At 58.0% G+C, this 24,435-nt stretch carries 17 protein-coding genes and 1 pseudogene; 2 read left to right on the top strand and 16 right to left on the bottom strand.

The window, feature by feature from the left end:
• Positions 1-118: 118 nt before the first annotated feature.
• On the bottom strand, positions 119-856 hold the full coding sequence (locus tag UB23_RS01245) for a response regulator transcription factor (protein WP_236695812.1): 738 nt from the start codon (positions 854-856) through the stop codon (positions 119-121).
• 404 nt (positions 857-1,260) lie between these two features.
• Here UB23_RS01245 and UB23_RS01240 point away from each other — a divergent pair, with 404 nt between their 5' ends.
• Positions 1,261-1,671 carry a hypothetical protein gene (locus UB23_RS01240; RefSeq protein ID WP_052672955.1) on the top strand — a complete coding sequence of 137 codons (411 nt, stop codon included), beginning with the start codon at positions 1,261-1,263 and terminating at the stop codon, positions 1,669-1,671.
• Positions 1,672-1,828: 157 nt separating this feature from the next.
• Here UB23_RS01240 and UB23_RS01235 read toward each other — a convergent pair whose 3' ends face one another.
• The 10 genes from UB23_RS01235 to UB23_RS01190 form a co-directional block, all read right to left on the bottom strand.
• Entirely contained in the window at positions 1,829-4,261 is a 2,433-nt protein-coding gene (locus tag UB23_RS01235) for an ATP-binding protein (protein WP_236695811.1), read from the bottom strand.
• 112 nt (positions 4,262-4,373) lie between these two features.
• Positions 4,374-5,372, bottom strand: coding sequence for a hypothetical protein (locus UB23_RS01230; RefSeq protein ID WP_052672954.1), 999 nt, complete (start codon positions 5,370-5,372; stop codon positions 4,374-4,376).
• Between the two features lie 23 nt (positions 5,373-5,395).
• On the bottom strand, positions 5,396-5,881 hold the full coding sequence (locus tag UB23_RS01225; protein WP_045057520.1) for a CS1 type fimbrial major subunit: 486 nt from the start codon (positions 5,879-5,881) through the stop codon (positions 5,396-5,398).
• A gap of 49 nt (positions 5,882-5,930) precedes the next feature.
• Complete coding sequence (locus UB23_RS01220) at positions 5,931-6,671, bottom strand: pilus assembly protein (protein WP_045057519.1); 741 nt, start codon at positions 6,669-6,671, stop codon at positions 5,931-5,933.
• Between the two features lie 38 nt (positions 6,672-6,709).
• On the bottom strand, positions 6,710-7,855 hold the full coding sequence (locus UB23_RS01215) for a hypothetical protein (RefSeq protein ID WP_236695810.1): 1,146 nt from the start codon (positions 7,853-7,855) through the stop codon (positions 6,710-6,712).
• A 124-nt stretch (positions 7,856-7,979) separates the two neighbouring features.
• Positions 7,980-10,502, bottom strand: coding sequence for a TcfC E-set like domain-containing protein (locus UB23_RS01210; protein WP_045057517.1), 2,523 nt, complete (start codon positions 10,500-10,502; stop codon positions 7,980-7,982).
• A 109-nt stretch (positions 10,503-10,611) separates the two neighbouring features.
• A complete protein-coding gene (locus UB23_RS01205; RefSeq protein ID WP_052672953.1) occupies positions 10,612-11,112 on the bottom strand; it encodes a CS1 type fimbrial major subunit in 501 nt (166 codons plus the stop codon).
• A gap of 553 nt (positions 11,113-11,665) precedes the next feature.
• A complete protein-coding gene (locus UB23_RS30040; RefSeq protein ID WP_269082863.1) occupies positions 11,666-11,911 on the bottom strand; it encodes a YceK/YidQ family lipoprotein in 246 nt (81 codons plus the stop codon).
• A 132-nt stretch (positions 11,912-12,043) separates the two neighbouring features.
• Positions 12,044-12,514 carry a GNAT family N-acetyltransferase gene (locus UB23_RS01195; RefSeq protein ID WP_082069100.1) on the bottom strand — a complete coding sequence of 157 codons (471 nt, stop codon included), beginning with the start codon at positions 12,512-12,514 and terminating at the stop codon, positions 12,044-12,046.
• Positions 12,515-13,064: 550 nt separating this feature from the next.
• The gene (locus tag UB23_RS01190; protein WP_045057514.1) at positions 13,065-13,493 is read right to left on the bottom strand and encodes a hypothetical protein; all 429 of its coding nucleotides are present in this window, start codon (positions 13,491-13,493) and stop codon (positions 13,065-13,067) included.
• A gap of 479 nt (positions 13,494-13,972) precedes the next feature.
• On the opposite strand from UB23_RS01190, the pseudogene UB23_RS01185 reads away from it, so the two are divergent.
• Positions 13,973-15,033, top strand: a pseudogene (locus tag UB23_RS01185) (PDDEXK nuclease domain-containing protein).
• Positions 15,034-15,099: 66 nt separating this feature from the next.
• On the opposite strand, the gene UB23_RS01180 reads toward UB23_RS01185, so the two are convergent.
• From UB23_RS01180 to UB23_RS01160, 5 genes are read right to left on the bottom strand one after another with little or no spacing between them, the layout of a single operon-like run.
• Entirely contained in the window at positions 15,100-15,906 is an 807-nt protein-coding gene (locus tag UB23_RS01180; RefSeq protein WP_045057513.1) for a YfaP family protein, read from the bottom strand.
• Between the two features lie 3 nt (positions 15,907-15,909).
• Positions 15,910-17,529, bottom strand: a complete 1,620-nt coding sequence (locus UB23_RS01175; RefSeq protein WP_045057512.1) for a DUF2300 domain-containing protein — start codon at positions 17,527-17,529, stop codon at positions 15,910-15,912.
• 1 nt (position 17,530) lies between these two features.
• Positions 17,531-22,096 (bottom strand): alpha-2-macroglobulin family protein, encoded by a 4,566-nt coding sequence (locus UB23_RS01170; protein ID WP_082069099.1) that lies wholly within the window; start codon positions 22,094-22,096, stop codon positions 17,531-17,533.
• The gene (locus tag UB23_RS01165; RefSeq protein WP_177328520.1) at positions 22,093-22,695 is read right to left on the bottom strand and encodes a DUF1175 domain-containing protein; all 603 of its coding nucleotides are present in this window, start codon (positions 22,693-22,695) and stop codon (positions 22,093-22,095) included. The genes UB23_RS01170 and UB23_RS01165 overlap by 4 nt, the downstream gene beginning before the upstream one ends.
• Before the next feature lie 32 nt (positions 22,696-22,727).
• Complete coding sequence (locus tag UB23_RS01160) at positions 22,728-24,425, bottom strand: DUF2138 domain-containing protein (protein WP_045057510.1); 1,698 nt, start codon at positions 24,423-24,425, stop codon at positions 22,728-22,730.
• Positions 24,426-24,435: the final 10 nt, after the last annotated feature.

Here is a 24,435-nt window from a genome sequence, read left to right as displayed (position 1 = left end):
GCCCTGCCCATACCCCCCGCATTATGTACGTCATTTCGTCGTGTGCATTCAGACCTGTCAGTAAAAAGCGGTGGCCGCAGTGACAGGCCGGCACGCTGTAACACAATGACCCGCCGCACTACCAACCCTCAAACTGCGAACGCACCTTGAACAATTCGTTGTCATTGCGAATCCCGAGCTTTCTATAGGCAGAATGCTTTTGGGTGCTGATGGTCTTGACGCTGCGCGTGAATTTCTGGGCGATTTGCGTCACCGACAAGCCATCCAGGCAACAACGCAATACTTCCCGCTCACGAACCGAAAGCTCGCTGGATGTGATCAACGTGTTCAACCCCAAAGGGTTCGCCAGATCTTCCTGGCTCTCCTTGGCGATTGACACCTGATTGTCCCGCAGTTCGTTTTCCATCATGGGATGCAGGTAATCACGCCCGCTGGCGACACGACGAATCGCTATCAGCAACTGCTCCTTTGCCGTTTCCTTGCCCAGGAAACCCTTTGCACCGCAGCGCATCGCCATGGCCACCGTAGCCGGGGCGTGCAGTGCGGAAATCACCAGAAGGCTCACCTTGGGAAACTTGATCCGCAAGCCGCGAATCAGGTTTAGTCCGTCCACCTCGCCCGGACTCAGGGAATAGTCCATGAGGACCACATCCACCTCCTGTTGACTCAATGCGTCGATCAATTTCTGGCTCTGGGTAAAATACCCAAGCACAGTTATATCCCGCTCTTCCCTGACATTCTCGGAGATGCCTTGCAGAATAAGCGCATGGTCATCCAGCACCATAAGGCGAATGGGACGAAACAATGAAACCATGAAAAATTCCTTTGCCTCAGGACAAGCAAAATGGCCGCTCATGTCTTGAGCACAAGCCCATACGTTTCCCAAGGTTACTATGACTGGAACAAGCAGAGCCAAGAATACAGAGAACCAGCGCCCAAACAAAATAGGAATATTCCTAAATTTTTAGAGTTTCGGATTAATCCCATGGTGCGAAAAATGCTGGTATCGGCACGTTAATCATCCATACCAAAAATCAATCCACTTCGAACTCGAAAAAATCCCAACATGTAAAAACATCATCAACCCAACCGTCATTAATCATCCATACCAAAGACCCACCTTGGCGCCTGCAAAAAATTTTCAACATGTACAGTTGTTATATTCAGATACTTTACAGCAATTGACCCCAACCCTATCTCAACTTAGGTTTGCGTTGCCCTGTAAATTATTGGCAGGCACCACATTTCTGGAGGCACACTATGAACCCAAATAAAGTATTGCGAAATTCTGCCCTGCTGGCCGTACTAAGCATCAGCTGCACAGCATTCTCAGCCCATGCAGAAAATGAGTACTTTACCGCCTCGATCAGCAAAGAGGGAAAAGTACTCAGTCAGTCATCGGAATGGATCGATAGCGTAAAATACTTTTCCCAAAAAGATTGGTTTGCAAACTACGAAATTAATTTCAAGCCCGACACCTATAAAGAAGCACCCGCATTTTGCTCGGCATCCACGACTGCCAGCGAGGGCGAAGATGATCTGCTCTATGGGATAGCGAAACTGGGTGCAGCACCACGGCACGATCGCGTCACCGTAATCACATCATATATGGGTAAGGCAGGCCCTTCAGGCGATACCTCTCAAAGCTTTATGCTGATCTGCTTCAAATAAAACCCGAATGACAGGACGAATGACTTTCGCCCCGTCATTAGTGCAAGTCAACCTCCAGACCGCGCCCGCCAATCGAAGGCCTTGATCGCCCAGGGACAGGTACCCAAGGGCAACAGAGGGCGCCTATCGACAACACCGGTTTGCCGGCCACGGCGAATCACCCAATGTCAAAGCATGACAAAGAGTTAACTGTTGCTCGCAGGCGTTCGATTGCCGCCGCAATGCCCTGGGCGTCCCCTGCCTCTGCTGCCAGGTACTCGACCTCCTGCGCAGCAGCAGCCACATCGGTTACCCCGAGCATCATGGCGGCCCCGGAAATACGATGGGCCAGGCGGGCCACCTGAAACCAGTCACTGGCGCCAAGGGCCTGGAACATATACCCAAGGTCCATGCTGGAGGTCGCAATAAATGCCTGTTGCAAATCAACTTCAACGCCAGGCGGCTCGTCTGCATCGACCGTCGCCAGCGGCGTGACATCACACCACAGGTCAATGATTTGCCCCAGTTGGTCGATTCTCAATGGCTTGGCCAGTACGCCATCCATACCAGCCTCGAAACAAACACTCATGTGCTCGGGGCCGACCAGCGCCGAGATCGCTATGATCGGCACACGCTCCAGGGTCTCGACCTCCCGTCGACGAACACGCGCGGCAAATGCGTAGCCATCTATGTCTGGCAAATTGCAGTCCAGCAGGATGATGTCGAACGTCGAACGGGCGTGCAGGCTGAGCCCCAGTTCCCCGGTTTCTGCCTGCGTAACGCAGTGCCCCAGTGCCTGCAGCTGGCGCTTGATGACAAACTGGTTTTCCGGATGATCCTCTACCACCAGCACACTTAGCGCACGCCGCTCCCCCGTCGACAACGGAGCGGTATGCCCTTCGTGCATCGGGTTGTTCAAAGGCGGGACCAAGGGCGCACTCAACAGCACCTCTACCTGGGTACCACGCCCGAACTGACTCTCCAGTCGAATGGAGCCACCCATCAACTTCAGCAGGCTGGCGCAGATCGTAAGCCCCAAACCGGAACCGCCAAACTTGCGCGTGACGGATTCATCCACTTGGGAAAACGCCTGGAACAGCCGCAGCTGTTGGCGCCTGGTGATACCCATCCCGGTGTCCGACACCACTAAACGCAGCCGACCGGTTCCGCAGATAAGCGGGTCGACCGTCACTTCAGCCTCGACGCTGACCAAGCCCGCCTCGGTAAACTTGATCGCATTAGACAACAGATTGATCAGCACCTGACGTACCCGCTGGGCGTCGATGACCAGCCACAGTGGCGAATCCAGCCGCACCGACATGCTCAACCGCAGGCGTTTTTCCTGGGCCCGCGACTCGACGATACTCAACGCGTCCTGAATCAGAGCCTGCAAATCAGTCGGCAGACAGCGCAACTCCAGCTTGTCGGCTTCGAGCTTGGAAAAATCCAGCACATCGTCCAGCAGCCCCAGCAGGGAATTGGCGCTGGTGACGGCGACCTTGGCCAACAACGCGTCGTCAGGCGACAACTTGCTGCGCCCCAGCAACTCCACCGACGACAGGACGGCATTCATCGGCGTACGGATTTCATGGCTCATGACCGCAAGGAACATGGCCTTGTCGCGCTCGCTGCGCTCGGCACGGCGTCGAGCCCTGTACGCTCTCAACAACAGGAAAACGAAGGCGAGCAACAAGATGACGGCGAGTGCCAGCTCCCACACGTAGTAATGCAGCATCGTCGACCACGAAGGCAGCTTGTAATTGGTGGTGCTTACCCATTGCGCCAGCATCAGGTCGGTCTCCTTCGCGGTCAGCGAAGCCAGCGACTTGTCGATGATGGAGATCAACAACTGATCTCCAATGCGCGTACCAATCCTGACCACCGCGAGCATATCCGGAAGAGAACCCGCCACGTGCAGGGTATCGAAGTAGCGTTTCTGCAGGATCGGAATCAGTGCCGCTTCGATATCGACCGCCGCGTAGGCGTGGCCTATGGCGACCTGCTCCAGCGCTTGAGCAGGACTATCAACTACCACCAGGTCGATGTCGGGGTAACTCGCGCGCAAGCTTTGTTCGTAACTGCCCCCGCCCTTGACGGCAACCCGTTTACCGCTGAGTTGGCGCGGATCAAAGATAACCGGCGAACTCGCCTGGGTGACGATCAGGGTCGAGCCGACAAAGTACGGTTCGCTGTAAGCGATCCGTTGCCGCAGCTTCGGAGGCGCCAGCCATTCGGAAACAGCCGGAAGCAGATCGACACGTCCCTCAAGCAGTGCCTCGGTAGCACTCGCCCAGCCTACCGGCGGTGCCAGGCGAAACTCCAGCCCGGACACTCTGGCGACCGCCTTCATATACTCGGCGCTGAGCCCCCTGTAGACGCCGTCCCCCATGTATTCGATGGGACGCCACTCGGGGTCGATGCCAATGGTCAACACCGGATGCGCAGCTATCCAGGCCAGTTCCTGCTCGGTAAACAAGTCGCTGGACTGGCTCCAGGCCTCCCCCTGAAAACCGGCGATCATCAACACCAGTATCCGCAGGAAACCACGCAACAATCCCTTGCCCGACGCCTGTTCACCCTGGGCCCCTGGCATCTCAAGATTGCGCCGCATACCGGCCGCACCTGACCACTTCATCCATCATTCCCTGTCATAAAGACTCATACACCGCCATCAATAAGATCGATGGGTGGAACTTATTGTAAGACTCTTTAATTCGGACACTTCATGAAATATGTTTACGAAATCGTAATGAGTGCATGGTTGGAGTAGCGCCGCTTATGGAACAACGCGACGCGTTACCGAAATCACAAAACACCGACACCCGGAAAGGCCCGGTCGTTGAAAAATGAAAGGGCTGCGTTCTTTCTATTTCTTTCGGCACACGCTGCGTTTGTAACCAGCGCTGCCACCCCCCACGTGGGAGTAACTCAATGCGATTACCGCCAGGCGGAAGATCAATATCGACCTTCAGATCATGCTCCACCCTAAGAGTGAACTCAAACGTGATCTGTGAGTCGGACGGCAACATGATGTCACCCATATCGAAATCCTGATGCGGCCCCAAGGTGTAGCTGATGCGCCCAGTATAGGTGCCGTTGAACATCGTCTTCGCTTTGGGCAGACGCAACTCATAGCCAATGTCGAATTGATCGTAACTGAGGTCAGGAATCGGGTATCTGGCGCGTTTGGTACACGTTTCCGGAGACTGCATTTTCCAGAATATTTGGTATGAGGTCGCATCCCAGGAGTGCTGTCCAGTCATCTCGCAGGGCGCTGCGGCATAACCCCAACCCCCTCCGTACCACAACTTATTGTGAGCATCGAGCACCCCTGAAGAGCCGGGAACCAATTCAGTAACGCTTTGATTAAATCGCTGCTTCACGCCGACACCTGAAATTCTGACATCAATGGACGATACTTCATTATCCTCAACATTGGTCAGCTGCACCGTCTTCCACAGGGTGGGCGCGCTAAACATGGGGCCCTGGCGGACATCATGATCAGCCGCAATAGGCCCTCCAGAAAATTTAACAGGCAGCCTTATGCAGTTAGCCACCTCTGACCCGCAAGCGCTATCGAAAACCGAGGGCGTTTCATTAACCAACTTACCGGTCGCCCCATAGAATACCAAATTTATTTCTTTGGTCACGGCACTGACCGTTGGCGCCCAGACTAAAGAAATAAACACCGCCCAAAAAGAAACCTTAAATAAACTCTTCATAGATAGGTCGCTCAAAATCCCATTCAAGCGCCAGGAGCAGTGGCATTAAAAATCATATTAACGTTACCGTAGTAACTCCCCGGCTTGTACCCCCCAGCCGTCATCTGCGGGATAATTTCCAACTGCACCCGACTCCCCACCTTGGCATCCTGCGCCGAGACAACTTGTTTGTACGTTTGCGCATCAAGCTCTACCCCGTTGAACTTCACTTTCAACTGGATATTGTCCCGCGCATTACCATTGGATAAATACGGCGCACTCACCAACTTGGCGCTCACCGCACCGCCGTCATTAAGCACGTCAAACTCCTTGCGCAAACCGCCCAGGGTCGACCTGCGCACATCCCAGGGCAGTACCTGCTCCTGGTGCATCCAGCCGGGGTCGGTGGGGGTCACGTAGAACTGCAAGGTCGGGACGCGCACCGAGACCTCGAACTCGTGTTCCTGGCGGGCGGCCAGCGCAAAGGTGCTGGTCAACAGCAGCACGGCGGTGATCAGTGTCTTGAACATGGCAAATACCTGTGACTTCAGGGCACCTCGCCAATGCGAGGCGCCGGGATCAACCCTTGACCTCGATGGTCTTTTTCTTCTCGCCTTCAACCAGCTTGAAGCGGTATTCGCGACCGGCCTGTTTGTCGAACTTGAACTCGCGCCCGGCCAGGATGTGGTGCTTGGTCACCGGGTTGCAGTCCTGTTCACTCTTGCTTGAACAGTCCTTGAACTGATCGACGATCACCACGCTGTTGCCGTTATTGCGCAGCGTGTAATGGGTCTTGCTGTCGTCGACCTTGGTATCAAAGCGCGTGTGCTTGGGGCGCACGAAAAAGATCGTGCCGTAACCGGCGAGGATATTGACCCCGGCCGACAACTCCTTTTTGTACTCTTCGCGATCTTCACTCGACACCGCAAACTGGTCTTCCTGCTCCGGCACCACCGGGATAAAGCGCACGCGGAAGTAACGTTCCTGCTCACGCTCGCCCATATACAGCAAGCGGGTGCCTTGCATGCCATTGGCCGGCACGATCAGGCGCGCCGGGCTGGCCATCAGGCCATCGCGGGCCACCACATCGGCCTGGTTCTTGACCGGCACTTCCTGGGGCTTGCCCTCGGCGTCGTAGACGATTTCCAGGATATTGACCTTGACGAAGGCCGTGGCGTCGCCGCCGTTGAACACCCGCTTGAGGTAGGTGCTTTTTTCGCCGTCGAGGTAGTCGTAGACCACGCCGACATTGATTTGCGGGCCGGCGTGGGCAAGTAAAGGAAAACAGCAAAAACCAAATAGCATTATCAGGCGATTCATGAGTGAGCCTCGTTCGTTGTATAAAAACTAGAGATCAATTAAACCTCCGAATCCCAGATAACCGTAACGGTGCCTGAGTAGGTAGTACCCGGGTGGTTCGTGAGCATGTTTTTTACTTGCGCCCCCCTAACCTCAAAGTATAATTTTGCTGCACCCCGCACTACATAAAACCCGGGATAAAACACATTATCGGAATGATTCTTATAAAGCGCCCTTCGACTTATTGACAGCCCTTGATTATCGGTAAAACCACTTGGCAAACTAACCCTTACATCCAAAGGCACCTGATCATTGCGCTCATTTTTTAAACTACACAGCGAGGGATTATCCGCTGAACTCTCGCATGCCAGGTACATTTTGAAAGGTGAAAATGTCCATATATGGAATGTTTGATCCCGAAATAACTTACCCGGGAGCCGAGCGGGATTTTGCAACCACGCCTGCCAGCCCCCCTCAGGCAACAGTTCCACCCGATTACCACCCGGCGGAATTTCAACGTGCAGTACATGCCTTACATCCAACGTGAAATTCATCGTGAGCGTATCATCGCTTGGAATCATCACGTCGCCCATATCAAAATGACCACCGGGGCCGATTGTTAAATTTAACTGCCCGCCATATTTCCCCGAGGACATATCCAAAGGAGACGGCAGATCCAGCTCGTAGTTAATATCCAGATAGTTATAATTCATCCAGGGTATAGCGAATGCGGCCGTTTTAGCACAAACGCCTGCCACCGGTGTTTGCCAAAAAAAACCAAAGATGTATTCATTACTATAACCAACCCCACCATCACGGCATGGGCGCGGGGCGCCTTGCCAGCCCCTTTGCAACCACAGTTTCTGATGGGACTCACGAAAATCGCCACCACCCACTAAACCATTGACATCATCGGCCACATATTCTGAACCTATACCAGCGATTCGGATTTTTACAAACTTCGATTCCCCCGTTATTTTGTGGCGAATCTCAACAGCCTGCCAATCACTCGGCACTTTAAACATCGGCCCTCGGCGAACCGAATGCCGGACCACAATTTCAGCATTGGACTCAAACTTGATTGGCAACCTTAGGCATTGATTGCGAAACGCACACCAGCCACTGTTCGGCGTCGTATTTTTGAATTTATTCATGTACGGATTTGCAGGATCCGGTGCAAATTTTGCGGTGATATCGATCTGCATAGCCGAAGCCGGAATAACGAAACAGGTCAACCCACCACGCAATAACCAACGGCAAACTCTCGCAACAAAAGTACTTAAACTAGCCAATGGAAATACCCTTTAACAACACTCATGAGGAAAATCATCACCCAGCCTTCTCTGCTTTATAAGTCGCATCCGCCAGGGTCTCCGGCGAACAGCGCAAATCACCAATCATCAACACATCCTGCTCGGTCGGTTGCGCCGCCGGGTCGAGTCGGAACTGGCACAGCAACTGGTCGTTGTGGCGCACTTCCAGGGTCGGGGCGCTGGCGCTCATTTCCATCGAGAAGAAGCCATCGACTTCGGTGACGCCACGGCTGGCGTGGTTGATCACGTGGTGGCCCTTGAGCGGGTGGCCTTGCGGGTCGAGCAGCCGGCCAAGCACGGTCAGGGTCTTGCTGACGGTGATCTTGCGGTACTCAACGCCGCCCTTGTTCAGGTGATAGCGTGTACGCACCGGCTGGATGCTGGCGGCCGGCACGTTATTGCCTTCAAAATCGAAGCTGACCGTGCTGTTGCGGTAGGCGGTGATCGGCACGAAGTTGCGCCCCGGGTGCAACCGGATACTGCCGCCGCTGAGGTCGTCGGCGCGCAGGGCGATGTGTTCGAGGTCGGATTCGACGTCGATGATCATGCCGGCGCCATCGCCCCTGGACTGGCTGGTCATGACCATCTGCAGGCCGCTCATGGCGAAGGTGCTGTCCAGGTTCAGGCCGCCGGTGAAGTTGCCGTTATAGGACGAGCGCTGGGCAAAGGCATCGCCGCTGACCGCCTCGGTGAGGAAGCTCGCGGTGCCGGATACGCCGACGCCATAGGTATCGGTGCTGGCGGTGGCGGAGACGCTTTGCAGCAGGTGATCCTGCAGGGTCTTGCGATAGGTGACCGAGGCATTGTTGTCGCGGGCGCCGTCACGGGAGGTGCGCGAGCCGATACTGGCGCTGATCTGCTGGCCGGGGCCACCGAGGGCCAGGTTGAGGCTCAGGTCGACACCGCGATTGCGCTGGTTGCCGCTGCTGGAACTGCCCGGGCGGTCAAACAGCGACAGGCGCCAGTTGCCATCGCTGCCAAACAGGTAGGTGCGCTGGTTCCAGCCCACGTCCAGGCCGACGCCTTCGGTGTAGCCGTCGCTGTGGGAAATTCGCGCATTGAGCGAGCTTTTCTGGCTGACGCGGTGGTTGACCGACAGCGAGGAGTTGCTGGTCTGGCCGGTGAACACGTTGCGCTGGCGAATGCGCGTGCCGTCGGGCAGGGTTTCGTAGGTGTTGCGGGTGTCCAGCCAACTGCGGGTATGGCTGGCGATAATACTGCCGGTACCGTAGCTGTAGAGGCCTTGCAGATCGACGCCGGTGCCGTAGTCCTGGGTTTGATAGAGGTTGGCATAGAGGCTGACGCTGTCGGCCAGGCTCCAGTCGACCGAGGTGCCATATTGCAGGGTGTCGCGGACCTGGCGCCCGGACAGGCCGACCACCACCCGCGGGTGCAGCAGGTAGTTCAACGCGACACCGGCGGTCATGGCGTCGTTCTTGTCGTCTTCCCAGTTACTCAGCAGTTTGGTCTCGCGCCCGGCGAACAGGTTGTAGCGCCAGCGTTCGTCTGGGTTGCGCCAGTTGTTGGGCTTGTACACCAGCTCCTGGCTGGTCGAAGTGATCTGCCCGTCTTCGACCAGGCGCACTTCGACTTCATAGATACCGCCGGGCAGCGACCGGGTATCGAGGGTCTGCAAGCCGGCGGGCACCGGCTGGGTGTTGATCAACAGGCCGTCGCGGTAGATCTCCACCGAGCCCAGGCGATTGGCGGTGACATAGATCGGGTAGACGCTGGGGGTCGGGGTGTCGATGGCCAGGCTGTCAGAGCTGCCGTACATGACGCCCAGGGCGGTGTCCGGGCTGTTGCCGAAAGTCCGCGGCTGGCGGCTCAAGCCTTCGGAGGCGGGCGTGAAATAGCCCAGGCGCAGGAAGTTGCCCTGCAGCTCGCGCTGGCTGTAGAGCTCGTGCACCGAGTGATAGAGCTGGTCATCGCCGCCACCCATGCGCGCCAATTGCATGTTGAAGTTCTGGGTCCAGTTGCCCAGGCTGCTGCTGGCCTCCAGGCCGTAGCGCCCGCCCAGGTCCTGCTGCTGGCCGCCGTTGAGGTTCAACTGGTTGCGCACGATCAGGCCGGTACTGCCAGCGCGTGGCTGGTCGTAGAAACGCGGCGTCTCGCTGTCACGTTCGGCGCGCTCGGTGGCAATCGACACCAGCGAGTTTTCCAGGCTGTAGTGCACCGCGAGCATCTGCTCCGTGCAACTGCCGGCACAGGCCCCCAGCGGTACGCCCTGTTGCAGGTAGGCCGCCCAGGTGTCGCGCTCATTGGCCGGGACCCGACTGTCGGCGACGTCGGTAAAGTCCAGCAGGGTGATGCGATCATCGCGCGACAGCACGATCATCGCCTCACCGAGAAATTGTTGATCGACCTCGACGCGAACCGCCAGCGGCACATCGAAAAAGTGTTCCTCGAATTCACTGGGCAGACCCTTGGCCTGGGCCATTAAACTGCGAGGCGTAGTGCCGATGGCAGAGGGGGCCGCGAGTGCACCGGCACAGAAAAAAAGCGCAAGCGCCGCCGCGATGGGCGTCATCGGGAACATGCAGGGAATTCTCTTGGCGGAAAATAAAGTTAAAAAACGGGCTGGCGGAGCCAAGTGGCTCCCCAGCCGCGTAAGGCAGTCGTTAATCAAACGCTTAGTTAGCGGCGTCTCAAGGATTGGAGACGGCGGCGGGCTCGAAGATCAGCGCCACGGTGCCGGTGTAGTTGCCTTCGGGATGACGACCCGAGCCGGCGAGCGGCACTGGCTTGATTTCAAATGCTACTTGGCGGCCCGCCAAGGCATCTGCAGCGTTAACCACTTCGTCGCTGGTGGTTTTTACTTTAGTGCCGTGGACAAACACGTCGAGCTTGATCTTGTTGGAGCCGCTGATCAGCTCCGGCTCGGAGACCAGCTTGGCATTGATGCCGGCCGTGGTACTCAAGACCTCGAGGTTTTTGCTCCAGTCAATCAGTTGCTTGCGCTGGGCATCCCAGCGAATTTCCTGCACGGTGGTCCAGTCTTCGCTCGCTGGCGGACGGACATGGAAAGTCGGACCCGGCACATTGGCCTTGAGTTGAATAGTGATAGCCTCTTCCGTTGCGGCCATGGCCAGGGAAGAATTCATCAGTACAGCAACCGAGGAAAGGGTGAACGCAAGTTTTCTGAACATATTTCACTACCTGTGATTGAGAGAATCGCTAGTTAAGTCAAAACGATCCAGCCATGTAAAACGGGCACGTTAGATCCACGGAAAACTTCAAGATGTTCCAGATGGCAAACCACCACATATAAAAATTTCAGACCGTCGATATAACGAATATTCCCCATTGGCTGTTTGACCCCACAAAGATAAGCAGAGCGCACCAAGGCGCCTTTAGGAAAAGTCCTAGAAAGCAAATAATAAAAAATACCAATCTTTTACTTACAATCTATTCTGACAGACAAGTACTACACGCCCCCAAAATCTAGTACTTGTCTTATCCAAGATATGCCTATTATCCGCTTGCGCAGCGGCAAGATAGAGTAATTATTCAAATTAGAGTATTTGTACAAAATACCGACGTCGACCATATGATAATGGTGATTTGCAGCACCTTTCGGAATTAGGTTAAATCGCGCAGCGCGGTGAAATGACCAAGTCTGAACGAGACGCCTGCAGGCCCGATCAGACAGCGCAGCTGAGGCAGTGGCCTGCCGCGCCAACGTCGCCTGAGTCAAAAAAACTAATGGAGCTCAAGATTGCCGTGAGCAACCTGGTAATAAGCCGTATAAGGCAACAAGACAACATCAAATACGGCCGAAGCCATGATATCGAACAGTATAAAGGGCGTGTCATTGACATGTAGTCCACGCACACCGGCTTCAGCGCGCGGAGGGCCATTCAACACACATAAATCATAAACAAAGCCACTGAATACGCGAGGCAAGGCGGCACAATTGGTCTGTGACCACTTGAGCGTAGAGACCACTACAGGATCAGGAACAAAGACACTGTTGATAGTCCCGCACCCTGAGAGGCCAAACAGCAAACAACATAGGGATAAAAATCTCACGCGGACACCTGCACTATCATTGACGACATTTGATCAAGGCTTAAAAAGTCATAACATTTTACGCATGCTTTGGCTGGTCACCTGATAGCCCGACTCATCGTAAAGGCGCCGCGCACCCGCATTATCAAAGTAAACCTCCAGCGCAATCGAGCGCACGTCCAGGGTCACAAAAAAAGCTTCGATTTCCCGCATCGCCAATTTTGCATAGCCTTGGCGCCGGTAGGGTTCATGGATCACCAGGTCGAATATGAAACCTTCACGCCGTTCCTCTTCGACCACCCCAGCCCAGATGGCGCCTACGCACTCACCCAGGGCCCTGTCCTTGATATCGAACAGATAGTTGTCCGCAGTCAGCAAACCCTCGGGCAGCAACTGGGCAAAGGACGCCTCGGCCAGGGCCGGCGCCCGATCAATTTCCCACTCGCCGGTGCGCTGCATCTGCGCGGCGAAATCGGCAATGCTGTAAGCCTTGAAGCGCTCGAATGAAGCGGCGGACATGGGTTCCAGGACTATCATCATGTTGCTCCCAGGCAGAAACTCTTCAGTAGGAAAACAGGAGTGGCTACAGCCAAACACGATACACAACTAAAACAGAAGAAACCAATACAGCAAGTGATTACATATTACTTTATATTTACTGCCTCACCCCCGTAGAACATAACGAGTGCTATCGCAGAACATGACTTGCATCTATAAGATTATTCTTAACCCCGAACCTACACAGGATTTAAATGTGAATGATGCCCAAGCTGCCTACTGCACTGATAAGCATGTAGACGGCCGTTATCGCAGTAATGAATGGGTACATCAGAAAGACAATGGGTGGCAGTCAGGCTGCCTTCGCTGGCAAGCCAGCTCCCACAGGGATCGCACCCACGCTGAACGTATTCACGCCATCGCGGGAAACACAACTTACCCAAAACCTGTAGAAGCCAGCTTGCTGGCGATGGACTCAAGTACGCCGCATTCAGCCAGCCCACACGCGTTATCGTTAACGACCATCGCCAGCAAGCTGGCTCCTACAGGGGAACGCGTACAACAAGCCAACCTTTAGCCTGTCGGCAACGTGTCAGCGACTCGCCGCATCCAGCGTATAGCGCCCGGTGTTTTGGCGAACGTCCGGCTTGATGGGGCCGTTCTGCTGGCTGAAGACAAAAGTGCCACGCTGGTTGGATTCACACACCAGGGTCCATGTGTAGTTCACCGGCTCACCCTGATAAGTTTCTCGCATGACCAACTGCCCCAGGTCGCGCGCATGTTTACGGTAGACATATTCGCCTGTGGACACGATCGGCGTCCCGAGCACCTCAAGTTGATAACTTCCATCGTTGAGCGTTAACCGAACTTGATTACCGGCATTGGGATTACTCGGCGAATAAAGTGGATCGGCCACATTGATCATGGTCTGATTGACCAGTGAGTCCGGCATGTCACAGCTGGCATTGACCTGAGACGCCAGGCCGGCGAGCAATGATAGGGTTATGACGCGCGATAGCATCAGAGAATCTCCAAGCAAGTAGGGAACGTTTTTAGAACGATGGTAGAAAAAATGTGGCGAACATCTGGATGGTATTTTAATTTCCATGCAGCGTTGCGCACCGGCAAACCTGACGAGCATTAGCGTAAACATTCTTTATATCTATAGGATTTTGCTTACTTCTTGAGGTTTGCACGCGGCCGCGTCGCCAAAGGAATACTTTCAGCAACACTGCCGAAATCCCCTCACGGACAACTAAACCTTTTAACCAACGTCAACTTTCCCTCCGCCCGCATCGGCACCACAAACGCGCATTGAGCAATAATGGCCTGAAAGTAAGCATTTTCGCTTTCTTTTGAAGGAAACTTCCGAGAAAGCCCCAACTGCTTGCGCCTGACAATTGGGCTGACTAATCTTCGACCTTCACGACTGACCTCTAAACCGGCATAGCGGCACACGTGGCGAAGGCCGCGCCGAAAAAAATCATCAGGGAAAAACGCATGAGCGACCACCCCGCTAGCCTGAGCACGCCACCCGAAGGCTATGGTGATTGGCTGGCCGACCTCAAAGCCCGAATCCATCACGCCCAACAGCGCGCCACTCTGGCGGTGAACCGCGAACTGGTGCTGCTCTACTGGCAGATCGGTAAGGATATTTTGGCGCGTCAAGCGCAACAGGGCTGGGGTACCAAGGTGGTCGACCGTTTGGCTCAGGATCTGCGCGCTACCTTTCCTGATATGAAGGGGTTTTCTCCACGCAATCTCAAATACATGCGCGCGTTTGCCGAGGCGTGGCCAGACGCGGAATTTGTGCAACAAGCTGCTGCACAATTGCCTTGGGGTCACAATCTGATGTTGATAGACAAGCTTCACGACCCTAAACTCGCCGCTGGTATGCCGCACAAGCTATCGAGCACAATTGGTCGCGCAATATTTTGGTGATGCAGATCGAGACTGGTCTACTGGAGCGCAGCGGCAAGGCGGTCAGTAACTTCGATAGCCAGTTGCCCAAACCGCAATCCGACCTTGCCCGCGAATCACTGAAAGATCCTTACCGTTTAGACTTCCTGGGCCTGACGCTTGATGCCCAGGAGCGCGAGATCGAAAACGCGCTGATTAAACACGTCACCGACTTTTTACTGGAACTGGGGGCGGGTTTTGCCTTTGTAGGCAAGCAAGTGCTACTGGACGTAGGCGGTGACGAATTCTTTATCGACCTGTTGTTTTATCACCTCAAACTACGTTGCTATGTGGTGATCGAACTCAAGGCTGGCAAGTTCAAACCTGAACATCTGGGTCAGCTTGGTTTTTACTTGACTGCCGTGGATGCCCAACTCAAGCACCCGCTAGACGGCCCGACCATCGGTCTTCTGCTGTGCAAGAGCAAGAACAAGGTCGTGGCCGAATATGCCCTGCGTGATAACGCCCGCCCCATCGGCGTGGCCGAGTACCAATTAGTGGAATCCCTGCCGGCCGAGTTGCAAACCAGCCTGCCGAGCATCGAACAGATCGAGCGCGAGCTGGCGAGTGATGACTCATCCTCAGAGGACGATGTTCAATGAGGGAACAGACTTACAAATTTGATGGGCGCAACCGCCTGTAAACGCTGCGGTTGCACTATCCGAGCCTTACGGATAACTAAACCCCTTAACCAACGTCAACTCCCCCACCGCCCGCATCGGCACCACAAACGTCTGCATCTTCTCGTTCGGCGTCCCTTCCTCGGTAATCACCGTCACCTGCGCCGTCGTCAGCGGCTGCACGGCATCTTCCTGACCTTCGTCATCGCTGCGGTACCCGCCGCCGAAGTAATTCACGTAAACCAGGTATTGCCCCTTGATCGGTGCCGGCATGGCGAAGATTTCCGGGCCGTAGCCGGTGGTAACGTCGACGTCGAGCGCCGCGCCGTTCGGGACGGCGCGGTCGCCGTACCAGATGTGGGCGCCGTCCGGGGTGATGAGGTGCAGGTCCAGGTCGGTGTTGTCGCTGTCCCATGCCAGCAGCACCCGCAGCTTGGCCGGGGTGGCGCCGCCGCTGGTGTTGAGGAATTGAGTGCGGTGGCGCTGCTGGCCGTCGGGGCTGCGGACTTCGACGCTGTTGCTGCCGTTGGGGAATGAGAACGGGCGATCGAAGCGGCCGGCGTCGTCGATCTTCAGGGGCATGCTGACGCCGTTGACGATCAGGCGGCCTGGCTCGGTGGATTTGGGGGTGGCCTTGATCTGGCCGCTGATGCGGGCGGTGTTGGCCTGGCCGGCTGGCGTGTTGACCGACGAAGCCGGGTAGTTGACGGTCTGGCGGAAACGCTCGCCCTCCCCCTCGGGCGCGCCGGTGCGCCAGCCGCCGACGGGGGTGTCGAGTTTCACGGCGCTCTGGGCCGCCACCATTGTCGGCAACAGGCAGAGGAACAGGATGATCGGTGAATAACGGAGTTTCATGGCCTATTCCAGCAGCAGGTGACGGGCAAGCCCTTCGATGTAGGTTTCGTCCTGGCCGTTGGGATGTACTTCAAAGGCCAGGTGCAGGTATTCATGAGTCAGGTCGAGACGATCCTGCAGCGACAGCACGCCGCGCACATAGAGCCGCTGGCGTTCGCGGTCGACGTAGGGGCGGCCGAACGCCAGGCGGCAGACGGCGAAAGTGCTGACTTCGTTGTAGCCGACCTCGCTGTCCAGCCGCGCACGCCAGCCTCGCCGCTGTTTTTGCAGCCAGTCCTGGGCGGCGGGCAGGGCTTCACAGGACGCGACGGGGTTGTCCCAGCGGCTGAGGCTGGCGCGCGGGTAGGCGTGCAGCAGGATGGCGTCGTAGCGCTGGCCGGCGTTGGCTTGTTCGACGGCTTGTTGCCAGGAGAGCTTGTCCGGGCCGGGCTGGTCGGAGTGATAGGTGACGGTACTGCCGGCCAGGACCAGGTCGCTGGTCCACGCGGCGATGTTGCGCGATTCGGCGGTGGCCGGGCGTGGGGCGACACGTTGACGAGTGCTGCTGTCGTCGATGCTCAGGCAGTCGCCGCTGCGGGTGGCGTTTTGCAGCAGGTAGGTGCGGATCGCGATGGCCAGGGCTTTGGCAGCCTCAACAGGTTCGGACTTGGCTTCTCGTTGCAGGACACGGGCGACGTATTCTTCGCGGTCCAGGCGCGCAACGAGTTTGTCCTTGAGCAGAAACAGCTCACCGTCGCTGTGGATATCCAGCTGATTGCCATTAGCGAACTCAACGCGATAGTCGCCCTGCAATGGCCCATCGGCAACCACCCGATCCGCCGCCAGAACGCGCCCGATCGGATAGCGTGAAAACAGACCAACCTCAACGCAACGTCCCGCATCCAACGGCCAACCCACCGGCAACACTGCGGCCAGGGCCTGGCCATGTTTGCGCAGAACCATCTGACTGGTGCCGCGCCCACCGGCCCAGATCGGCGTGCCATCCACTGTCCATCCGGCAAAACCACCCTGGCGCGACGACGGATCCTGATCGCCCAGCCAGCTCCAGGTTTTCACCCGCAACCGGCCGCCGAGTTCACCGACGACATTGCCGTCCGCCGCGTTCAACACCACATCGAGCAACACCCGCCGCGCCTGATCCTGCGCGGGCATTACGGCCAGCATCCGCAGCAAGTCAACGACCGGAACCCGGGTCGAAGGCTGCAACGACGGCAAGTTCAGCAACCACTGCGGTGCCTGCCGTGCCTGCCAATACGTGCGCCATTCAGCGCCCGCAATGCCCAACCGCGCAGGCTCAAAGTACAGCCCGCAGGACTTCACCAACGCCTGATCACGCCCGATCTTGCCGCCAGCCGTGCAGCAATACACTTCTTCCTTCGACTGCCCGCGACATTCATAAGGTGATTCATGGGCGCCGGTATCCACCAGCCAGGCGTAGACAAATAGCTTCCACACACTGCCTAACGGCGTCTGCAGATCTGAAGGCAACGGCTCGCGGGAGATCAATTGCGTCCGGCTCAACGACAGCAAGTCACCTTTGAAGCCCAGCCGCAGCGGTTCGTCCTGCGCTGTCGCCAGCGCAGGGAGCAAACACAGCAGTAGCCAGACCAGAGGCCGGGTCATGTCAGTGGACCATGACCTGGCCAAGCGCCGGTTTCTGTTCCTCGGCCTGGTGCTGTGGCGCGTAGATCTGGGTGAACCGCACTGGCGGCAGGTTGAACTGGCCTTTCTGCGAGAAGCGCACCAGGTGACGCACGCGCAATTCGCCGCTCAAGGCATCCACCGGAATCGCGTAAGCCATTTGCCCCGGTTCGAAACGCGCCTTCTCCAGCGAAGTCGGTTCGGTGCCGGCCTTGCCCATCAACTTGATGCCCCAGGTGGTGCGCTCGACATCGGCGCCCGGTGGCAGCGGCACTTCGATCATGCCGTAGCGCAGCGGTTTCGACGCTTTGCTGGTGATGATCACTTCGTCCAGGTACAGGCTGTCGCTGGACAACGGCTTGCCGTTCACCGGCTCGAGCTTGAAGGTGAAGGCTTCGTCACCGGGCACCAGTCGTGACAAACGGCGGGTAACGGTCACGGCCAATGGATCGGCTGGCGGCTGCCGCGTCTGGAAACTCAGCGCGGCTTTTAACGGCCGCTCCTGTGTCCCGGACAACGTCAGCACTGTCGGCACCGGCGTAGCGCCCTGCCACGTCCAGTACAGCTCACCGGTAGCGCTATGCTGTTTCTTCCAGCCGTCTCCCGGTGCCAGCGCGATGGTGGGCGAGGCCTGTTCAATGCTGCGCGCCAGCCAGGTCAGCGCCAAAGCGCGTTCCAGGGTGGATTGTTGCGGCAGCAGGCGTTGCAGCAAGGCTTGCGCCTGGGTCTGATCGAAGGGTTGCAGCAACAGGTTCAATGCTTCGACAAAGGATTGTGAACTGACCTCCAGGCGCTGCCGGGAGTCCGCCAGCTGACGATTGAACGCCTCCGGCAGGCTGACCTTCAGCTGGTTGGCCAGGGACGCCGCCAGCACTCGAGCCACCGACAGGCCCAACGCCGAATCCGGATCGCCCATGACCAGGCTGTCTTGAGCGTCGTCGAGCATGTTCGCTGCCGGCCCCTCGCCTGCTTGTGTCAGGTCTTCCAGCAACCCGCTGAGCAAGGTGTTCACCGGCAATTGCATCTGCTTGGCGAAAGCCAGAATCAGCGCCCGCTGCAGCAGTGGCGTGTTCTTCGCTTGCTTGGCGTAAACCTCGAGCACCCGCTGCCAATGCTCCGGCGGCAGGGTCAGTTCCAGCGCTTTGCTGGCGTACCAGTCGGCGTAATAGGCATAAGCGGTAAGAAAGGCGTCCGGCTCCCCGTCCTGGCCCCACCAGGTGAAACTCGCCGAAGGACCGGCCATTTGCACCAGGCGCAGACGGCTGTTTTGCATGATCAGGCGCAAGCGATCGCGGACCTGAGGGTTCGACGACAGCGATGGATAGGCGATGCTCAATGGCAACAACTGGCTGGCGGTTTGCTCGACGCCGCCGTACGGATAACTCAACAAATCATCGAGCGCCGAGCGGAACAACGCCTGCGGACTGTCATCCAGGCGCAGGCGAATATCCGTCGCGTCCGCCGGCAAGGTCAGCGCTGTATCACCGCTGAGCGCATCCACGACCTGGCTCTGGGTGACCTGCCAACCTTCACCGGTCGCGGTCAGGCGCACGGCAAGGGCGTCGGCGGTTTTACCGTCCTGCACCAGTTCGGCGGTCCAGTCGCCACTCACAAGCGCAAACGCCGGCAACGCGATGTAGTTGATGCCGTTGTTCAGGGTCACCGGCACGCGCTGGTCGGCGCCGCCGTAATGAATCACCAGCTCAGCCTTGACCGGTTTTTCGGCCTGGCTGAAGGCGAACACACCGAGATCCGGTTTATCGCCGGTACGGAATCGGGCCGGGCCGCTCCACTTCAGGTACAGCGGTTTTTCCGAGCGCACGAATTGTTTCTTTTGCCCGACCTGCCCGTCATCAGCGATGGCCCGGGCGGTGATACGCCAGCGAGTCAGCGAGTCCGGCATCTTGAAGGTGAAACGGGTTTTGCCGCTGGCATCGGTCACCAATTCCGGCTGCCAGGCGGCCGTGTCGACGTCTTCACGACGCGGGCGCTCCAGCACTTTCACCCCGCGTTCGCTGCGGTTGGCTTTGCCCGGCGCGCCTGGGCTGCCGGGCAATGCCACGTCGTAGCTGATGAACGACAGGCTGGCGCTGGTACGCACGTTGTTGCGGCGCGGGTGGTAGAAGAACTGGTCGATGGTCGGCGCGACTTCCGGTTGCAGCGCGTAGATCATTTCATCGACGACGCTGACCGTCAGGTGCGCCGCAATTGGCTTGCCTGCGAACTGCGTGGACAGGTCAACCGCCACGGTATCGCCCGGCTGGTACGTCTCTTTATCGGTGGCAATCGCCACGTCGATTTGCGGCGTCACCACTTTGATCCCGGCGTTCTGGAAACTGTACTGACCGCCCTTGGTGTAGAGCACGGAGAATGTCAGGTTCGGTGCAAAGTTATCCTTCACCGGGATACGCGCGCGGTACTGGGTCTCGCTGAGTTTTTCCATCTTCAGCCAGTCACCGCCCCGGGACAGCAACGCGGTGGCCTCGACCTTGTCACGCTCCAGGGACAGCAGTGCATCGCTGACCGGTTCCGGGAAGGTGATCAAGGCGAGGGCTTCTTCGCCGGTCTTGTACTCGGGTTTATCGAGGACAATTTCCACAGTGCCCGGCACGGCTTTGACGCCCTCGCCGGTGACCGAATGACCGGTGGCGCCGACGACGCGGCCATGCGCATCCTTCAGCGTCAGGTTGTAGGTGCCCGGACGGTCGAAAGCGATAGTGAAGCCTTGGTCTTTGGCGCCGAGTTTGCCGTCGCCGGTGGTCTGGTCTTCCAGGCGCACCCAGCTGTAGCTGCTCGGGGTCACGGCTTTGCTTTGCTCGCCAGCACTTTCGTTGGCGTAGCCGAAGGCAACCTTGTCGCCGACTGCGCTGAAGCGCTGCGGTGCACGCAAGCTGAAACTTGCAGCACCACGGTCGATGAGGATTTCCTTGGTGGTCCTGACCCGATACGCCGCGCCATCGCTGGCGAACACCGTGAGCATGTAGCGGCTCGGTTTGTCGGCGGCCGGCAGGTCGAGGGTCGCGTTGCCCTTGGCATCGGTGGTCAGTTCGGTGCTGGTCAGCTCGATCGGGAACTGCCCGAGGTATTGCAGCTCGTTGTCGACCATCGACAACTGCTGGGCGCGCAGGCTCAGGGTCAACTTGGCGTTGGCCACCGGTTTGCCGTCCGGGTACAACAGCACGAGACTGCCCTTCACCGGCTCGCCCGTGCGGTAATCCTGCTTGGCCAGGTTCAGCGAGATTTCGAAGTGCGGCTTGATGTATTCGGCGACGCGAAAGGCACTGCTGTAGGCCTGATCCTTGTAGCTGAAACGCAATTCATAACCGCCCGCCACTGCGTTTTCCGGCAGCTGGAAACGACCCTGGGTACCGGATTTGGAGTCGAGCTTCAGAGCCAGCGATTGCAGCGCCGTGCCGGTGGCGTCAAGCACGGTCAAGTTGACGTCGGCAGCAGTCGGCGCCAGAGAATCCCGGGCGTTCTTGAACTCGCGGCCGACGATTTTCAGCGACACCCAATCCCCTGGCCGGTAAAGCGGCCGGTCGGTAAACGCATAGAGTTTGGTGTCGTAGATTTCGCTGTCGTAATAGAAGTTCTCGGAGACGAAAACACCGCCCTCCTCGTCCTCGCCGATCACGAACGAACGCTCAGGGCTGACGTGTTGCAGGCGCAGCAAACCGTCGGCGTCGGTAGCGCCGCTGCTCATCACGCCGAGACCATCGGTCCACAGCACGTTAACCTTCGGCACCGAGCTGCCTTCGTGTTTGCGCGCCGCCCAGACCACCAATTCATCACCGGCAATTTTGCTCACGGCCACGGTGTTGGAGACGAACACCATGGTGGTTGCGCGGTACTTGCCGATCAGCGCCTCCACCAGGTAAAGACCCGGCTTCAAATGACCCAGCGGGATGTAGACGTTGCCCGTAGCGACGCTGACAAAATCGCTGGAGGAACCGGCCAGGTTGACGCCTGGCGGCGGCTGGATCGGCTTGGCTTCCCACAGCGGATAGCGGAACTGGCTGACCACCGGCAAGCCCGGAATCAGGGCGAACTGCGGCTGGGCATCGTAGGGCGTGGGCGCAGCCATGGCGGCGCCCATCTTCAGCTCCGGTACTTGCTCGGTGACCTGTTTACGCGACTCGTAGGAAAACGCTCGCTGCATCACCCGACGGGACTTGCGATACCAGTTATCCCACAGGTACGCGAGGGTGTTCGACAGGCCTTCGCCCTTGAACTGGCCATCACTGACCACTCGGTGCAGGTTCTTCTGGCGCTTGAGAAAGTCCAGCGGCTTGTCGATGCGATACACCCGGATATCCGCGCCGCCATAGGGCTCCATGCGAAACCGGCGGTAATCGCGCCCGGGGGCTTCGAGCCGAACCACTGCGGGTTCGTCGCTGGCAAAACTGCTGTCGGCCAGCAGGAAAAAACTTTCGCCGGCCACCGGCGTGTAGCCACTTGGCTGGACGCTGTCTTCAGCATGAGCCACCGGGAAAGGCAGCATCACAACCAACAGCAAAGGCAGAAAGCGCAGCATGCGGGCACCGATCATTGGGAGAGAAAATTCAGTCGATAGACGCCGATGAAGTTGGGATTGGCTGCGTCGGGTATCCATCGGGTGTCCTTCCATGTCATGAGTTGCTGCAGGCTCGCGGAGCGCATGCCGTTGTCAGTCGGGGTGGTGGTGCCAGTGTGATAGGCAATGTGGCGGCCCATCCAGATCATCAGGTGCTGGTCGTCACCCTGATCAAAAAACATCAGGTCGCCGGGCCGGGCCTGAGCCACGTCACGGCCAACCAGATGACTGTTGAACTGGATCAGCTTGATCGCGTTGACGTAGGGCCCGACCTTGCCGCCACCTTGCTGCCACTGCCGGGCCAGGCCACGTTGCGCCTCACTCAGTTGCAATTCCGGCGGCAGGTAGCGATTGGACAGGCCATTGCTGCGCAGCCATTTGTCGTCATGCACCTTCAGGGCTTCGTTGGCGGCAAATCGAACCAGCCCGGCGCAGTCCTGCTGATACCAGCGGGGGCTTGGGCCCTGCACCAACTGTTCCTGGGCGATGCGTACGAACCAGGCGCGAAACACTTGGGATTGCTGTGGATCGAGCGAGGCCGCGTCGCTGGCGAACACGTGAGTGCCCAAGAGCATCGCCACCAGGCCAAGACTGCGGACAAGCAAGGTCACAGGGCTTTCCACTGCAGCGGCAGCCACTGCCAATGGCCGTTGGGCTCACTGCCTTCGGGCAAGGTCAGGGCGTATTTACCGTAGCCGCCCAGCGTGCGCAGTTTGGGCATCAGGTAAGTCTGGGCGGCGTTGTAAAACACCGGTTCCATGTCCTGTGGCAGGCTGTCGAGGGTTTCCTGCTGCATCAGTTGCGCCATGGCATCGGGGCCGAAATACACCGGCATCAACAGGTCTTTGGGCACCAGGTCGGCCATCGGCGGAAAACGCTTGTCGAGGGTGTCGAGGGCTTTGTCGACGAGTTTGTCGTCGAGGGAGAACAGCAGCGTCGAGCCATGGCGCGCCAGACTCACTCGCATGAACGCCTTGCCGGTGATCGCCGCCGGTTGCTCGGCCTCGCTGGCAGCATAGGGGCCGAAGTTGGAGCTGACCTGACGCTGCCACTGGCGGGTTTCACCCTGCTGTTTCTCCACCACAGGGAAAGCATGCTCATCGACCTTGCCTTCATAGGCACCGACCATCGAGCCGAACAAAGTGCCCAGGTCGCCGTCGAGTCTGGCGCTGTCATCATCGTCCAGGCTCGCCACCATCAACGGTGTGTACAGCCGCGAATCGGCGTACCAGCACAGGCCGGCAGCACCTGCCATGTGTCCGGTCAACGCCTCGGCCACCTTGTCGTCGGCGCCGAGCTTCACCAGTAAGGGTTGCTGTTGCTCGGCGGCCAGCGGCAAGGCCACACAGGCGCTGGCGCCCATGGGCATGGCCTGCCAGATCGGCTTGAAATCGAAGTCCGGCTGGTTGTCCAGTTCGTCCATGGCGAGGAAGCTGTGCCAGCCCTGGTCGTCCATGTCGAACCGCAGCCCGGCAAAGTTGGGGATGAATCGCTGGTAGCCCATGGCCAAAACACTGGAATTCACCGACAGCCGCTGTTTCACCTCCGGGGCTCGGGGTTGCAGGCCAAATGCTTCGGGGAACAGTTTTTCGCCATTGAGCAAGGCCGCGATGGCCTGGCTGGAAACGCCGCCCGGCTCTGGCGCTGCACCATCTTCGGGGTCTTGCAGGCGGACCGGATTGGACAGCACCACCAATTTGTCGCCATGAGAAGCGAATAGCAACGCCTTGGTAGCGTTATAGGTCAGCTGGTACAGCGCGACATCGTCGGCTCCGACTTTCACCTCAGCGACCTTGCTCAACTGCGTATCATCCAGCGCCACCTTGGCCAGCGGCTCCAGCACTTTGGCCAGGCCTCCACGATCCATCACCAGCAGAAAATCCTTCAGGCGACCATCTGCCCCGCGCCACAGTGCAATGTCTGCCGGCTGATCGAACAGCTGCTCGATGAGGCTGTCCTGTAATTTCAGGTCATGCTCGTAGATGATCCGCCGCAGGCTGCCGATCAAGCCCAGGCGATCGGCATGGGTCTCGTAATAGAAGACGAAATCCTCAGTCAGGGTTTCCTTGAGGAACGGCACGGCCAGCAGGTCTTTGGGCAACTGACTCAGGGAATGGGTTTCGAGCAGGCCGTCCGGCCGGCTCATCCCCAGCTTGTCGCTGGCCAGCAGCGCCATCGGCGCCTTGGGTTTGTACATGAACCAACCCATGGCGCCGGCCACGCCAGCCACTACGCACAGCCCGATCAACAGTGCCGGCCAGCGACGCGGGGGATTGGCTGACGCAGGTACAGTGTTATCGCTCATATTCACGCTC

Source organism: Pseudomonas sp. ES3-33 (assembly GCF_000952175.1).
In the GTDB taxonomy this organism is placed as follows: domain Bacteria; phylum Pseudomonadota; class Gammaproteobacteria; order Pseudomonadales; family Pseudomonadaceae; genus Aquipseudomonas; species Aquipseudomonas gregormendelii.
Note: the sequence above shows the minus strand (reverse complement) of the source record. Positions and strands in the feature narration are given on the sequence as shown.